The organism is Agrobacterium sp. 22-226-1 (assembly GCF_053522345.1).
In genome coordinates this window covers 168,739-183,207 of sequence record NZ_JBNWCP010000007.1, presented here as the reverse complement: position 1 = coordinate 183,207, position 14,469 = coordinate 168,739, and the positions used below count along the sequence as shown (strand labels likewise).

The window sequence follows — 14,469 nt, the reverse complement described above, 5'->3', positions numbered from 1 at the left end:
GAGGATTTGCGACCGATTGATTTTATTCGACGTGATTAGATCCTCGGCACAGGGCCGAGGATGACGTCGAGAGAAGCCTTGCCTTTCGCGCTCAAGCGGGCAAGGCCCGTTGAACCCAACAAAAAACCCGCCGGAAATTCCGGCGGGTTCTTCATTTCAAAGATCGGAGCGATTATTCGCCGCGGTTCTTCAGAGCCGCGCCGAGGATGTCGCCGAGCGAAGCGCCCGAGTCGGACGAACCGAACTGTGCGACGGCTTCCTTCTCTTCAGCGATTTCCAGAGCCTTGATCGAAAGCATGACCTTGCGGTCCTTCTTCGAGAAGTTGACGACGCGGGCGTCGACAACCTGGCCAACCGAGAAGCGCTCGGGGCGCTGCTCGTCGCGGTCACGGGAAAGGTCAGCGCGACGGATGAACGAGGTGAGGTCTTCGTGGTTGACGAGCTTCACTTCGATGCCGCCATCGTTGACGCCGATGACTTCAGCGGAAACGACTGCGTTCTTGCGCAGGTCGCCGGAAGAAGCGGCTTCGCCGACAGCATCCTTGCCGAGCTGCTTGATGCCGAGCGAGATGCGTTCCTTCTCGACGTCAACGTCGAGAACGACAGCCTTGACGACGTCACCCTTGTTGTACTCTTCGATGACCTGTTCGCCCGGACGGTTCCAGTCGAGATCCGACAGGTGAACCATGCCGTCGACATCGCCTTCGAGGCCGATGAACAGACCGAACTCGGTCTTGTTCTTGACTTCGCCCTCAACTTCAGTGCCGGCCGGATGGCTGTAGGCGAATGCCTGCCACGGGTTTTCCAGCGTCTGCTTGAGGCCAAGCGAGATACGGCGCTTGGACGGATCGACTTCGAGAACGACAACGTCGACTTCCTGGCTCGTGGACAGGATCTTGCCGGGATGGACGTTCTTCTTGGTCCAGGACATTTCGGAAATGTGGATCAGGCCTTCGATGCCCGGCTCCAGCTCAACGAATGCACCGTAGTCGGTGATGTTCGTGACGGTACCGGAGATCTTCTTGCCAACCGGGTACTTAGCGGAGATGCCATCCCACGGATCGGACTCGAGCTGCTTCATGCCGAGCGAGATGCGGTGGGTTTCCTGGTTGATGCGGATGATCTGAACCTTGACCTGCTGGCCAATGTTGAGGATTTCCGAAGGATGGTTGACGCGGCGCCATGCCATGTCGGTGACGTGCAGCAGGCCGTCGATGCCGCCGAGGTCAACGAACGCACCGTAATCGGTGATGTTCTTGACGACGCCGTCAACAACCTGGCCTTCTTCGAGGTTCTGAACGATTTCAGAACGCTGCTCGGCACGCGACTCTTCGAGAACCGTACGACGCGAAACAACGATGTTGCCGCGACGCTTGTCCATCTTGAGGATTTCGAAGGGCTGCGGGTTGTGCATCAGCGGGGTAACGTCGCGGATCGGACGGATGTCGACCTGCGAACGCGGAAGGAAGGCAACAGCGCCGTCCAGATCGACGGTGAAACCACCCTTGACCTGGTTGAAGATAACGCCTTCGACGCGCTCGCCAGCTTCGAACTTGGCTTCGAGCTTGACCCAGCTTTCTTCGCGGCGAGCCTTCTCGCGCGACAGAACGGCTTCGCCGAGGGCGTTTTCGATGCGCTCGACGTAAACTTCGACTTCGTCGCCGACCTTCAGCGTGCCGTCCTTGGACTTCGCGCCGAATTCCTTCAACGGTACGCGGCCTTCAACCTTGAGGCCGACGTCGACGATGGCAACGTCCTTCTCGATTGCCGTTACGATACCCTTGGCAACATAGCCTTCGGCAAGATCGTTGGAGGCAAAGGATTCTTCGAGAAGCGCTGCGAAATCTTCGCGCGTGGGGGTAGATACTGACATGAAATCTCCTGATTGCATCCGCGCAATGGCGAATACAAAAGCGCCGGTGGGCTAGTGTTGTTGATACCCGACCCCATGCCCGCCTTTTCAAAAGGCTTTCCGGCGCAAGGACATGTCTTCGGGCAATTCCGGACTAAACGCGGACCGAATTCAAGCGGTTCCGCGAGAAACCTGTTTCTCCAGGGCGGCGTCGATGATCGTCCGCGCGGCCTGAAACGCCGCCTCTATACTCATTTCCGACGTATCTAGCAAGTGCGCGTCTTCAGCCGGCTTCAACGGGCTGTCGGCGCGGCCCATGTCGCGCTCGTCGCGTTTTTTCACTTCAGCGAAAATGGCATCATAATCGCCGCTGCCGCCATTGGCCAGAATTTCATCGTAACGGCGTCGCGCCCGCACGTCCGCAGAGGCCGTGACGTAAAGCTTCACCGGCGCGTCAGGGCATACCACCGTGCCGATGTCGCGTCCGTCGAGCACCGTGCCCGGTTCCTTCAAGGCAAAACGCTGCTGCGCCTTCACGAGCGCGCGCCTCACCGGCGTCATCACGGCGATTTTGGATGCGGCCTCGCCTATATCGTGCCGGGAAAGAACGGCGCGATCGAGCCCCGCAAGATCGACTTCCAGCGCGATCTTCTCAGCCACGGCTTCGTCATCGAGCGGCAAGCCGGCATCCAGAAGCGCCTTGGCGGTCGCCCTGTAGGTCAGCCCGGTATCGAGATGGTGGAAACCATAGGTCTCGGCAATCCTGCGCGACAGGGTTCCTTTGCCCGCCGCAGCCGGCCCGTCTATGGCGATCGTGAAGGTCATGAAGCTTTCCGCCTGTGCATTCGTCATTCATATAATAGAGTACGCAACACCTTCCTATTTATATCAGCATCCCCGCATAGGGGTTGCGCCGAGGCAGGCGGCACCCGAAGTTTGTCTTTGACACGAAAGAGCGCAACGATTAAGGGGACCGGCTATAAATTTTACCGTCTATGCCGGTTTTACGGCGTACACACCGAAACTCATTCGACAATTTGAGGCTTAGACAGTGGCAAAAGCGGAACTTGGTACCAAGCGCACAGACCCCGATACCGGCAAGAAGTTCTACGATCTGAACCGCGATCCGGTCGTTTCTCCCTACACCGGCAAGTCCTGGCCGCTCTCCTTCTTCGAGGAAAGCACCGCCCAGGCCAAGATGGAGCAGGCTGAAGAAGAGGAAGTGGCGGAAGTCGATACCGAAAACACGGAAGTCGAACTCGTCTCGCTGGAAGATGCCGATGGCGACAACAACGGCGACGATATCCCGGATCTCGGCGACGACGATGACGTCGAAATCGATGACGACGACGACACCTTCCTCGAAACCGACGACGAAGATGACGACGACGACATGTCCGGCATCATCGGCGTATCGGGCGACGACGAAGAAGCTTGATTTTACTTGATAATTCGGCCCGACGACAAAAAAATGACGCCGGGCCGTTTTTTATGCTTGCACTCGTCGGAAAGCCGCAGTAGTAAGCCGCCACCGAACGGAACAACAACCGCTTCGGTTCCCGGAACCGGAAGAAATGCCGGAACCCTTATGGGGCTATAGCTCAGCTGGGAGAGCGCTTGCATGGCATGCAAGAGGTCAGCGGTTCGATCCCGCTTAGCTCCACCAAACCTTCCCAGACAAAAAACATCTTCCCTTTAGCCAGTCGCTCTTGCGCATCTCGCAAGCTGATCGCCTATTGCAGCAGCGCCCGCACATCCTGCCCGTTGATCCGGCACTCCAAGGAACCGCCGGCACCACCTTCCTCCACCGTCCGACATTCCAGATATCTGCCGCGCAGCCGATTCTCCAGCGCCTTGAAGGCGTTGAGGCCGCAGGCGTAACGGCGGCCGTCGGGGCCGGTGCAGACGCGGTTGCGTTCGACATCCTCCACGCCGGCGAGGCGGAATTCCTTGCCCTTGAAAGTGAAGCGGCTGCTGGAGATGACGCGCAGGCGCTGGTCCGCATGCATTTTCAGCGGATAAAGATCGGGAGGCGTCGGAATGCGCTCGTAATTTTGGCTACGCGGATCGACCCGCACCGGCGAGGTCGTCCAAAGCAGTTCCGTATTGGCCGCAAGGCCTGCTGGCGCCGGGGTCGCCTCACCATTGACGAGCGAGGCGATGCGGATGCCGGCTATGCTGAGGCCAATGGCCAGAACGATCTGAAACAGCAAAATTGCGATCTGCCGGACCATGTCACCGCAACATCAAAACAATGAACGAATTAAAATCGATCGGCCGCCGCCCCGCGAAGAGGTCCGCCGCTTATCACATCAATAAAATCTTGCCGGCACTGACATCCCGCACCGTGCCCATGGCCATGATCGGGATCCGGTCGCCATCCAGGATCACTCTTCCCGTTGTCCGCAGCCAGCGGAAACCGCCAACTTTGAGCTCAATACGGTATTCCTGATCGTAAAACACGCCATTTGTCAGCGAATTATAGACCGCCTTGGCGACACGCGCCCGCGAGCCGCTTTCGATCTGCGCGATGAAATCTTCAACCGGAATGCCGCAGGCGGCTTCTTCCGGCGAAAATTCGCGCAGGCGGGCGGCCACGGCATCCAGATAAACCAGATTTTGCCCGACATTCCAGGTGTAGTAACCCACAAGTGTCTCTTCGAGAGATATGTTTTCCAACATCGGCCTTCTACAGTCTGAAATGCTCGTGCGGGTCTGTAACATATCAGATGACGGACGACTAACCACAAGAATTCATCCTTTTGTCTGATGGCGTCCGGTTTTCAGTCAGACTACTTATCGACAGCCCTTTTCGGCCGCCATGTTGGCGAAGCAACCTTCCTGTGCCAAAGAAGATTGATCTCGCGCCAACGACCAGAGGAGCCGCCGTGACCATCGGGCTTGCCCATGCCGAACTCATCGCCGTCGTCACCGCCATCACCACGGATGAGCCGCGGGTCATGACCGTTCGGGAAGGTGCAGCACTTCCGTCGGGACCGTTCGAATTCGGGCACAGAACCCTCCAGAGCGGCTTGCGGGAATGGATTCACGAACAGACCCATCACCCCGTCGGTTATCTCGAACAGCTCTATACTTTCGCCGATCGCGACCGCAACAACGACATTTTAGGCGGCAGAACCATCTCTATCGGTTATCTCGGGCTGGTTCGCGAACAGGAAGCCTCCGGCGGCAAACGCCCGCTCTGGCACGGCTGGTACGAATATTTCCCCTGGGAGGATCACCGTCAGGGACGCCCTGAGGTTTTGGACAGCATCATCGACAGGCTGCGCGCCTGGGCGGATTCCGATCCCGCTTCCAAAAGCCAGCGCCATTTGCGCGCCGATTTCACATTCGGCCTCGATGGCGGCGGCTGGAACGAGGAGCTGACCCTGCAGCGTTACGAGTTGCTGTATGAAGCCGGGCTGGTCGAAGAGGCGCAGGGCGAACCGCGGATCAATTTCGGCAGGCCGATGTTTGCCGATCACCGCCGCATCCTCGCCACCGGCATCGCGCGTCTGCGGGCCAAGATCAAATATCGCCCCGTGGTGTTCGAACTGATGGCCGACGCCTTCACGCTCCTGCAGCTACAGCGCGCCATCGAGGCGCTGGCCGGGCTGACGCTGCACAAGCAGAACTTCCGTCGGCTGATCGAACAGCAGCAGCTGGTGGAAGAGACCGGCGAGATGGCGACCGAAACCGGCGGACGCCCGGCAAAGCTCTTCCGCTTCCGCCAGACCGTTCTCGATGAACGCGCCCTTTCCGGAACGAAACTGCCGCTCTCCCGCAATTGACATATGCTCATAATGAGAATATGTCTTTCTCCTAGATATACTCAAAAAGAGTATAAATGGGAGAGCACCGTGAACGAGCAGATTTCCGCCGCAAGCCTTTACGACCGCGTTGCCCGCGTCATTCCCAAGGCCGAATGGATGGGCTTTCAGGACGATGTGGAGGCGATCCTCGAGCTGAAGCGCAAGCGCAATGCCGTCATCCTCGCCCATAATTACCAGACACCGGAAATCTTCCACGGCGTCGCCGATATCGTTGGCGACAGCCTCGCCCTTGCCCGCAAGGCGATGGAGGTGGAAGCGGATGTCATCGTTCTGGCCGGCGTGCATTTCATGGCCGAGACGGCAAAGCTGCTCAATCCGGAAAAAACCGTGCTCATTCCGGATATGGCTGCCGGCTGCTCGCTGGCCGATTCCATCACGCCCGAGGACATCGCGCTTCTGCGCAAGGCCTATCCCGGCGTTCCGGTCGTGACCTACGTGAACACCTCCGCCGCTGTGAAGGCGGCGTCTGATATCTGCTGCACCTCAGGCAATGCCCGCCAGGTGGTGGAATCGCTCGGCGTGCCGCGCGTACTGATGTTGCCGGATGAATATCTGGCGAAGAACGTGGCGCGGGAAACCAATGTCGAACTGATCGCCTGGCGCGGCCATTGCGAGGTACACGAGCTTTTCACCGCCGATGATATTCGCGAATTGCGCGAAAGCCATCCGGGTGTCACCGTGCTGGCGCATCCGGAATGTCCGCCCGATGTCGTCGAAGCTGCGGATTTTTCCGGCTCCACCGCCGTCATGTCGGATTATGTCGGCCGGGAACGACCTGCCCGCGTGGTGCTTTTGACGGAATGCTCGATGAGCGACAATGTCGCCGTGCATCACCCGGATGTCGAATTCATCCGCCCCTGCAATCTCTGCCCGCATATGAAGCGCATCACGCTTGGCAATATCCGCGCGGCGCTGGAGGAAAACCGCCACGAAGTGACGGTCGACCCGGCCATCGCTGTCGCCGCCCGTCGCGCCGTGGAAAGGATGCTGGAAGTATGAGCGAACGCCTCCCGTCGCATACGGGCTGGACGGTCATTGTCGGCAGCGGCATTGCGGGCCTGATGGCGGCGCTGACGCTTGCGCCGCAACCCGTGCTGCTTCTGACACGCGGCGTTCTCGGCGGCGAGACGTCCAGCGCCTGGGCCCAGGGCGGCATTGCCGCCAGTCTCGGGCCGGACGATAACGCCACGCTGCATCTTGCCGATACGCTCGCCGCAGGCGACGGCCTCTGCGATGCAGATATGGCCGCAGAGATCGTTTCCGCCGCCCCCGCCGTCATCGAGGCGCTGGAGCGGGCCGGGGTGCGCTTCGACCGGGATGCCGAGGGCAGGCTCGTCTTCGGGCTGGAGGCCGCCCATGGCAGAAGGCGCATCCTGCATGCCGAAGGCGACGGCTCGGGCGCGGCCATCGTCAGGGCTCTCGCCGCCGCCGTTCTTCGCACGCCCTCCATAACCGTTCTGGAAGGCACGGAGGTTCGCCGCCTGCTGACGGAAGACGGTGTCATCGCCGGCCTCGCCTGCATCGGGCCAAAAGGCTGCTTCACTTTGCCGGCAAATCAGATTGTTCTCGCCACCGGCGGCCTCGGCGGGCTTTATGAGGCGACAACCAATCCCTCCGGCAATTTCGGACAGGGCATCATGCTCGCCGCCCGCGCCGGCGCCATCCTCGCCGATATGGAATTCGTGCAATTCCATCCGACAGCGCTTTCCTCGCCCAGACGGCCGCTGGCGCTGGTGAGCGAAGCGGTGCGTGGCGAAGGCGCACTGCTTCTCAACGAAAACGGCGAACGTTTCATGGTGGGAGTTCCGGGTGCGGAACTCGCCGCCCGCGATATTGTCGCCCGCGCCATCGACCGCGAAATATTGCGCGGCGGCAAGGTCTTTCTCGATGCCCGCAAGGCGCTCGGCTCCGGCTTTTCCGCCCGCTTCCCCTCGATCGACCTGCTCTGCCGCGAAGCCGGGATAGACCCCGCCCGTGAGCTCGTTCCGGTGCGCCCGGCGGTGCATTACCATATGGGCGGCGTCGCCACCGATGGTAAAGGCCGAAGCTCGGTGCCGGGCCTTTGGGTTGCCGGCGAAACCGCCTGCACGGGTCTGCATGGCGCGAACCGGCTTGCCAGCAATTCCCTGCTGGAAGCGGCGGCCATGGGCATGCGCGCGGCGGAAGACATTGCCGGCAGGCCGGCATATGCGGGAAAACAGGCAGCGGATATCGCAACACTCCCCGTGCCCGATTTCCCGGCAGCCGACCTCTCCCCCGTCCGGCCCATCGTTTCCCGCCATCTCGGCATCGTAAGACATGCGGAAGGGCTGACGGGCGCGATCCGCGACCTTCTGCCACTGGCTGAGCGGAACGGCCCGGCATCCGATCCTGCCCTTGTCGCGCTGGCCATCGCCGTCTTTGCGGCGCTGCGCACGGAATCGCGCGGCGCGCATTTCCGCGACGATTTCCCTGAAAAACATACAACGGCGACGAGGCGCAGGCTGAACCTCAGCGATGTCCTCACCATCGCCCATGAATTCTCCTCTTCCAGCCATTCTTCGGCCAGCCTTGCGCGGAGCGCCTGACATGACCCTTTCACCCCTGCCACGCCTCATCATCGAACCGCTCGTGCGCAACGCTCTTCTGGAAGACCTTGGACTGGCGGGCGACATCACGTCCGCCGCTGTCATTCCCGCCGATCATCGCTCGGTCGTCATCATGGCCGCGCGCGAACCGGGCGTTATTGCCGGTCTCGACGCGGCGGAACTCGCTTTCCAGCTCGTGGATCCGGCCATCGTGATAAAACGGCATGTGCAGGATGGGGCCGCCGTGACGCCCGGCGATATCATCGCAACGATCGAAGGCCCCTCGCGCGGCCTTCTGACGGCGGAGCGCACGGCGCTGAATTTCCTCGGCCACCTGTCGGGCATCGCTTCCGTCACCGCAAAAATCGTTGCCGCCATTGCCGGCACCAAGGCCTCGGTCGCCTGCACCCGCAAGACGACGCCGGGGCTGAGGGCGCTGGAAAAATATGCGGTGCGCGCCGGCGGCGGCACGAACCACCGTTTTGCGCTTTATGACGCCGTTCTCATCAAGGACAACCATATTGCCGTGGCCGGCGGCGTGCGCGACGCCATCCGCCGCGCCCGGCAGGGCGTGGGGCATCTCGTCAAGATCGAGGTGGAGGTCGATACGCTTGCGCAGTTGCGCGAGGTCATGGATGAGGGCGTCGATGCGGTTCTTCTCGACAATATGACACCCGAACAGCTACGCGAGGCGGTGGGGATCGTCGCCGGTCGCGCCATTACCGAAGCGTCCGGCCGCATCAATCCGCAGACGGCCGCAGCCATCGCCGCAACCGGCATCGATCTCATCTCCGTCGGCTGGCTGACCCACAGCGCGCCGGTTCTCGATATCGGCCTCGACTTTCAAAGCCAGAGCTAAAGAATATACGGCGCATAGTTCGCCGCAGGGAACCAATCGCCCATATCGCCGTTATTGCTCCGCCTGAGGTCTATTCAAGGCGGGGGGATCAGTGCGCGCAAAAGCCTGTCCATATGCCTGCGGACCTCTCTCACAAAGGAAAGGCTTGTTATGGAAGACGCACAAGTTGGCTGGATTGCAGCAATCATCATCGGTGGCGTGGCCGGTTGGCTCGCCGAACAGTTCATGAAAAGCAATATGGGTCTTTTCATGAACATTATCCTCGGCATTGTCGGCGCCATCGTCGCCAATTTCCTTCTGGGGCTCGTGGGCATTTCGCTCGGAGGCTGGATTGGCTATCTCATCGCCGGTTTCATCGGCGCCTGCATTCTCATCGCCGTCGGGCGGGCATTTCGCCGCTAAGGGGAGGACACCATGAGCTTTTTCGACAAGATCAAGAACGCCATTTTCGGCAAGGCCGAGGCCGCGCCTCAGACTTCGGCTCCCGCCGGCACGCCGGCAGCCACGGCAAGCCCGGCCGCACCGGCAGCACCCGCTCCGACAGCCGCGGCTCCGGCCCCCGCCGGCAATGTCGACGTCGCTTCGATCCTGGATGCGGCGGTCAAGCAGAATGGCCAGAAACTCGACTGGAAACATTCGATCGTCGACCTTCTGAAAGCGCTCAATCTGGACAGCAGCCTCAGCGCCCGAAAGGAACTGGCCGGCGAACTCGGCTATACCGGCGACACTTCGGATTCCGCGACCATGAACATCTGGCTGCACAAGGCCGTCATCAAGAAGCTGTCCGAAAACGGCGGCAAGGTTCCGGCCGACCTTCTGGATTGAACCGATAAACGGGAGCGCCGCGATGGACGACTATTCCAGCCTTCGAGAGCAGATCGGCCAGGACCTCGACACCCTGCACAGGACCGAGAATCCGAAATCGATCTTCGAGATCGCCGACAACTATCTTCTGGGAAATCCAAATCTCAAGAGGGCCATCGTCGAAGACATCATCAAGGAAGAAGCGGACAAGCGCGGCATCGCGATCCACTGAAGCCGCGCATCGCAGGCACGGCTGTTTACCCAAAAACGGCGGCATCCCAACCGGATGCCGCCCTTTTATATTTGGCGGAGTTGCATCATCCGCACTCCGTCACCCCGGACTAGATCCGGGGTCCAGCGCGATCAAGCAACCGTTGATGATCAAGCAAATGCTGGATCTGTCCTTGCGATGGCGTTGAGGATTGTGACGAGCTTCCGGATTGTTGCGACGATGGCCAATTTAAAAGGTTTTCCCTTGCTGCGCAGGCGCTGATAAAAGGCTCCAAGAACGGGGTCTTTGACCTTGATGGCGCTGAGTGCGGCCATATAGGCGATGTCGCGCAGATGCTTGCGGCCACCGGAGCATTTGCCCTGCCGGTTTGATGAGCCGGATTGACGCGCATGCGGCGCGACGCCGACAAGAGCGGCGATGACCTTTGAAGAGACAGTGCCGAGTTCAGGCAGATCGGCAATGAGCGCGGTGGCCAGCACCGGGCCGACGCCGGTGACCTTGCACATTCTGTCGTGGCGCTTTCGCAGGCCGGGCGTCGCCTTGAGCAGATCGCGCATGGCGCGGTCGAGAGTGGCGATGTCCGTGGCGATGATGCGCAGGCGTGCCTCCAGCATGTCGCGCACCAGCGGCTCTTCGATGGTATCGAGCTGGCTCGTCAGGCCGCTCTTTTCGGCGACCAGCCTGCGCCGGTGGGCCGCCAACGCGCTCAGGCGACTACGCACGGGATTTGGTTCATATGGAGTGAGGTGAGCGTGTACCGTTGCCAGATAGCGGGCGATCACGGCAGCGTCGATCATATCGGTCTTTGCCAGCTGCCCCATGGCTTTGGCAAAATTGCGAACCCTTGCGGGCGGCAGGATATGGGCCTTCAGGCCTGCCGCATGCAGGCTGTCGGCCAGCCTGCGCTCATAACCGCCAGACGCCTCCAGTCCGACGACGACCGGTCCGAGCCCCAGAAGGCGGTTTGCGAGAGCGCCGATCTGTGTCGGTGAACTGCCGGTACTCCAGCGCTTGCCGGCCGGATAAACAAAAACATCGAAGCGGGCTTTGGAAACGTCGATGCCGACGAAGAGAAGTTCCGGTATCATGGCCTTGCTCCCAGGCTTGTGGTGCGGGCGAAAGCCCGATCAACCGTTCGGGGTCAAAGGGAGCAGGCAGGGCCTTGCTTGATCTCGGCTGTTTCAACCAGTCCGGAAATACGGCCTCCTGCCTGCATAGGCCGGGATGCGCATCCCGGCCTATGCATCAAGTAAACCACAATACGTCCACACAAGTCCTTGATCGCGAGAAACTCTTTTCACGGCGCAGACGCGCCGTGGCTGGATGCCGGATCTAGTCCGGCATGACGGAGGAGAGGCTTCCGCCAAAGCCCTATTTATCCAGCTTCGCTTCGGCCTTTTTCGCGTTTTCTTCCATCAGCTCATACCACATGGCGTTCATGACGGCGAAGATGGCGGCGAGAGGCAGGCCAAGCAGCCAGGCGAAATACCACATGTTCGATCTCCTTCTTTCTTAATCAATAAGCATGACCGCTGTCGTCGCGGATCGCCTTTTCATCCACCTTGCCCCACAGCACACGATAGACCCATGACGTATAGGCGACGATGATCGGGATGAAGATGAGGGCGACGACCAGCATGATGAACAGCGTCATATGGCTGGACGACGCATCCCACACCGTCAGGCTCGATTTCGGATCAACCGAAGACGGCAGGATGAAGGGAAACATCGTCAGCCCCACCGTTGCGATGATGCCGAAAATGGCGAGCGAGCTGGAAAGCAGCGCCAGCACTTCCCTGCGGGCCCGGAGCAAGACGAAAGCGACGAGCGGGAAGACAAGACCGAGCGCCGGCGCCAGCATCATCCAGGGATGCGCCACATAATTGGCAAACCAGACACCGCCCGCAACCTCGACCGTCTTCGACAGCGGATTGGACGGACCGTCGGTTACGACCTCCGAGGTGAAGCGATAGCCATCGACACCGAGCCACAGAAAGACGCCGCCGAGCGCAAAAAGAACGGTGGTGGCAAGGGCCGCAATGCTGCCGAAACCGCGCGCGCGGGCCGCGACTGGACCATCCGTTTTCAGCACCAGCCATGCGGCGCCGTGCATGACGAGCATGGCGACGGAAACGAGACCGCAGAGGATGGCGTAGGGGTTCAGAAGCTCGAACAGCGTCGTGCCATCATAGAAAATCCTGAGGTCGTCATTGAGGTGGAAGGGAACGCCCTGCAGCACATTGCCGATGGCCACGCCGAAGATCAGCGCCGGAACGAAGCCGCCGATGAAGAGCGCCCAGTCCCAGCCGGTGCGCCAGGCGGCGCTTTCACGCTTGGAGCGATATTTGAAACCGACCGGCCGCAGGATCAGCGCAAACAGGGTGGCGAACATCGCCAGGTAAAACCCTGAAAACGACACCGCATAAAGCGGCGGCCAGGCGGCGAAGATCGCGCCGCCGCCAAGGATGAGCCAGACCTGATTGCCCTCCCAGACCGGGCCGATGGAATTGATGACGACACGCCGCTCGATATCCGTTTTCGCCACGAAGGGTAGCAGCGCGCCGGTGCCGAGATCGAAACCGCCGGTCACGGCAAAACCGATCAGCACCACGCCAAGCAGCAGCCACCAGATGACACGGAGAATTTCGTAGTCGATGAGTTGGTGCAATATCATGATCGTTTACTCCGCAGCGACGAGTTTTTCAGGAACGAGCGGCGCTTCCGGCTCATGGTCCGGCTCGGGGCCCTTGCGGATCGCCTTCAGCATCAGCCCCATTTCGACGATAAACAGCACCGTGTAGATGGCGATGAAACACAGGAGCGTGATGAGGACCGTGGAGGCGCTGAGGCTGGAGACGGCCGCGGCCGTGGGCAGCACGCCCTCGATGATCCATGGCTGACGGCCGAACTCGGCCACCACCCAGCCCATTTCCGCCGCGATCCACGGCAGGGGAATGGCGAAGACCGCCACTTTCAGCAGCAACGGATAATGATCCAGCCGGCGGCGGGCCGAAAGATAAAAGAACGTCGCCGTCAGCAGGATGAAGAAGATGCCAAGGCCGACCATGATGCGGAAAGCCCAGAACAGGGTCGGCACATGCGGAATGGTATCCGCCGCTGCCTTGGCGATCTGCTCTTCATTCGCCTGGCGCGGATCATCGACATATCGTTTCAGCAGCAGGGCATAACCGAGCTCATGGCCGAGTTCGGCAAAGGTGCCGCGCACCTCTTCCGGCAACGCCGCGCCCTTGCCGGTGGCCCGTATCTGCATCAGCGCGTCATAGGCCTTGATACCGTCGCGAATGCGGGTCTTGGCCTGCACCACCAGATCGTTGATGCCCGGAATTTGTGTGTCGAGCGAGCGGGTGCCGATAAGGCCCATCACCCACGGGATCTTCACGGCGAAATGCGTTTCGCGTGCTTCCTGATCGGGAAAACCGATGGCCGTGAAGGGGGCCGGGGCCGGCTCGGTTTCCCACATGGCCTCGATGGAGGCGAGTTTCATCTTCTGGTGTTCGGTGGAGAGATAGCCGCTTTCATCACCCAGCACGACGACGGACAGCGCGGACGCCAGACCGAAGGAGGCGGCAACCGTCATCGAACGCTTGGCGAGATCGACATGACGGCCTTTCAGCACATACCAGGCCGAAACGCCGAGCACGAAGATGGAGGCCGTGACATAACCCGCGGAAACCGTGTGGACGAACTTCGCCTGCGCCACCGGGTTGAACAGGACCTCGAAGAAGTCGGTCACTTCCATACGCATGGTCTGGGGATTGAAGGCCGATCCCGTCGGGTTCTGCATCCAGCCATTGGCGATCAATATCCACAGCGCCGAAAAATTCGAACCGAGCGCCACGCACCATGTCGCGACGAGATGGCCGAGTTTCGACAGCTTGTCCCAGCCGAAAAAGAACAGCCCGACGAAGGTGGCTTCCAGGAAGAAGGCCATCATGCCCTCGATGGCCAGCGGCGCACCGAAAATATCGCCGACATAATGGCTGTAATAACTCCAGTTCATGCCGAACTGGAATTCCATGACGATGCCGGTGGAAACGCCGAGCACGAAGTTGATGCCGAACAACGTGCCCCAGAATTTCGTCATCTGCCGCCAGACCGTGCGGCCGGTCATGACATAGACCGTTTCCATGATGGCGATCACCACCGATAGTCCGATCGTCAGGGGAACGAACAGAAAGTGATATAAAGCCGTCACTGCAAATTGCAGGCGCGACAGCGCCACTATGTCGAGTTCCATAGTCCTATCCACCTTTTCCGGAAGGCCGGCCTTCCATTTTCAAGACGACGCCGGCTCTCAAAAA

General features: G+C 60.4%; 16 protein-coding genes and 1 tRNA gene. 9 read left to right on the top strand and 8 right to left on the bottom strand.

Annotated features, from left to right (window positions below):
* Positions 1-172 precede the first annotated feature (172 nt).
* Entirely contained in the window at positions 173-1,873 is a 1,701-nt protein-coding gene (rpsA, locus tag ACQZ5K_RS14480) for a 30S ribosomal protein S1 (protein WP_003522474.1), read from the bottom strand.
* Positions 1,874-2,023: 150 nt separating this feature from the next.
* The gene (gene cmk / locus ACQZ5K_RS14475; RefSeq protein WP_174058447.1) at positions 2,024-2,704 is read right to left on the bottom strand and encodes a (d)CMP kinase; all 681 of its coding nucleotides are present in this window, start codon (positions 2,702-2,704) and stop codon (positions 2,024-2,026) included.
* 199 nt (positions 2,705-2,903) lie between these two features.
* On the opposite strand from cmk, the gene ACQZ5K_RS14470 reads away from it, so the two are divergent.
* Together ACQZ5K_RS14470 and ACQZ5K_RS14465 are read left to right on the top strand one after the other, a co-directional pair.
* Positions 2,904-3,290 (top strand): TIGR02300 family protein, encoded by a 387-nt coding sequence (locus ACQZ5K_RS14470; RefSeq protein WP_003522472.1) that lies wholly within the window; start codon positions 2,904-2,906, stop codon positions 3,288-3,290.
* A 152-nt stretch (positions 3,291-3,442) separates the two neighbouring features.
* Positions 3,443-3,518: transfer RNA gene (locus ACQZ5K_RS14465), tRNA-Ala, on the top strand.
* Between the two features lie 67 nt (positions 3,519-3,585).
* Here ACQZ5K_RS14465 and ACQZ5K_RS14460 read toward each other — a convergent pair.
* Positions 3,586-4,086, bottom strand: a complete 501-nt coding sequence (locus tag ACQZ5K_RS14460; RefSeq protein ID WP_448740653.1) for a thermonuclease family protein — start codon at positions 4,084-4,086, stop codon at positions 3,586-3,588.
* A gap of 73 nt (positions 4,087-4,159) precedes the next feature.
* Positions 4,160-4,534 (bottom strand): PAS domain-containing protein, encoded by a 375-nt coding sequence (locus tag ACQZ5K_RS14455; RefSeq protein WP_059756929.1) that lies wholly within the window; start codon positions 4,532-4,534, stop codon positions 4,160-4,162.
* Positions 4,535-4,740: 206 nt separating this feature from the next.
* On the opposite strand from ACQZ5K_RS14455, the gene ACQZ5K_RS14450 reads away from it, so the two are divergent.
* The 7 genes from ACQZ5K_RS14450 to ACQZ5K_RS14420 all read left to right on the top strand — a co-directional run bounded on the left by ACQZ5K_RS14450 (position 4,741) and on the right by ACQZ5K_RS14420 (position 10,147).
* Positions 4,741-5,643 carry an NUDIX hydrolase gene (locus ACQZ5K_RS14450; protein ID WP_003522469.1) on the top strand — a complete coding sequence of 301 codons (903 nt, stop codon included), beginning with the start codon at positions 4,741-4,743 and terminating at the stop codon, positions 5,641-5,643.
* A 69-nt stretch (positions 5,644-5,712) separates the two neighbouring features.
* Complete coding sequence (gene nadA / locus ACQZ5K_RS14445; RefSeq protein ID WP_035263293.1) at positions 5,713-6,684, top strand: quinolinate synthase NadA; 972 nt, start codon at positions 5,713-5,715, stop codon at positions 6,682-6,684.
* On the top strand, positions 6,681-8,252 hold the full coding sequence (locus ACQZ5K_RS14440) for an L-aspartate oxidase (protein WP_174058445.1): 1,572 nt from the start codon (positions 6,681-6,683) through the stop codon (positions 8,250-8,252). Before nadA ends, ACQZ5K_RS14440 begins: the two co-directional genes overlap by 4 nt.
* Before the next feature lies 1 nt (position 8,253).
* Positions 8,254-9,111 (top strand): carboxylating nicotinate-nucleotide diphosphorylase, encoded by an 858-nt coding sequence (gene nadC / locus ACQZ5K_RS14435; RefSeq protein ID WP_174058444.1) that lies wholly within the window; start codon positions 8,254-8,256, stop codon positions 9,109-9,111.
* A gap of 150 nt (positions 9,112-9,261) precedes the next feature.
* A complete protein-coding gene (locus ACQZ5K_RS14430; protein ID WP_003522465.1) occupies positions 9,262-9,513 on the top strand; it encodes a GlsB/YeaQ/YmgE family stress response membrane protein in 252 nt (83 codons plus the stop codon).
* 12 nt (positions 9,514-9,525) lie between these two features.
* The gene (locus ACQZ5K_RS14425) at positions 9,526-9,936 is read left to right on the top strand and encodes a DUF3597 domain-containing protein (RefSeq protein WP_059756941.1); all 411 of its coding nucleotides are present in this window, start codon (positions 9,526-9,528) and stop codon (positions 9,934-9,936) included.
* A gap of 22 nt (positions 9,937-9,958) precedes the next feature.
* The gene (locus ACQZ5K_RS14420) at positions 9,959-10,147 is read left to right on the top strand and encodes a hypothetical protein (protein ID WP_174058443.1); all 189 of its coding nucleotides are present in this window, start codon (positions 9,959-9,961) and stop codon (positions 10,145-10,147) included.
* A gap of 149 nt (positions 10,148-10,296) precedes the next feature.
* On the opposite strand, the gene ACQZ5K_RS14415 is transcribed toward ACQZ5K_RS14420, so the two are convergent.
* The 4 genes from ACQZ5K_RS14415 to ACQZ5K_RS14400 form a co-directional block, all read right to left on the bottom strand.
* Entirely contained in the window at positions 10,297-11,235 is a 939-nt protein-coding gene (locus tag ACQZ5K_RS14415) for an IS110 family RNA-guided transposase (protein WP_174059042.1), read from the bottom strand.
* 283 nt (positions 11,236-11,518) lie between these two features.
* The gene (gene cydX / locus ACQZ5K_RS14410; RefSeq protein ID WP_003508602.1) at positions 11,519-11,641 is read right to left on the bottom strand and encodes a cytochrome bd-I oxidase subunit CydX; all 123 of its coding nucleotides are present in this window, start codon (positions 11,639-11,641) and stop codon (positions 11,519-11,521) included.
* Positions 11,642-11,663: 22 nt separating this feature from the next.
* Complete coding sequence (gene cydB / locus ACQZ5K_RS14405) at positions 11,664-12,821, bottom strand: cytochrome d ubiquinol oxidase subunit II (RefSeq protein WP_174058432.1); 1,158 nt, start codon at positions 12,819-12,821, stop codon at positions 11,664-11,666.
* A gap of 6 nt (positions 12,822-12,827) precedes the next feature.
* Positions 12,828-14,405, bottom strand: a complete 1,578-nt coding sequence (locus ACQZ5K_RS14400) for a cytochrome ubiquinol oxidase subunit I (RefSeq protein ID WP_174058430.1) — start codon at positions 14,403-14,405, stop codon at positions 12,828-12,830.
* Positions 14,406-14,469 lie beyond the last annotated feature (64 nt).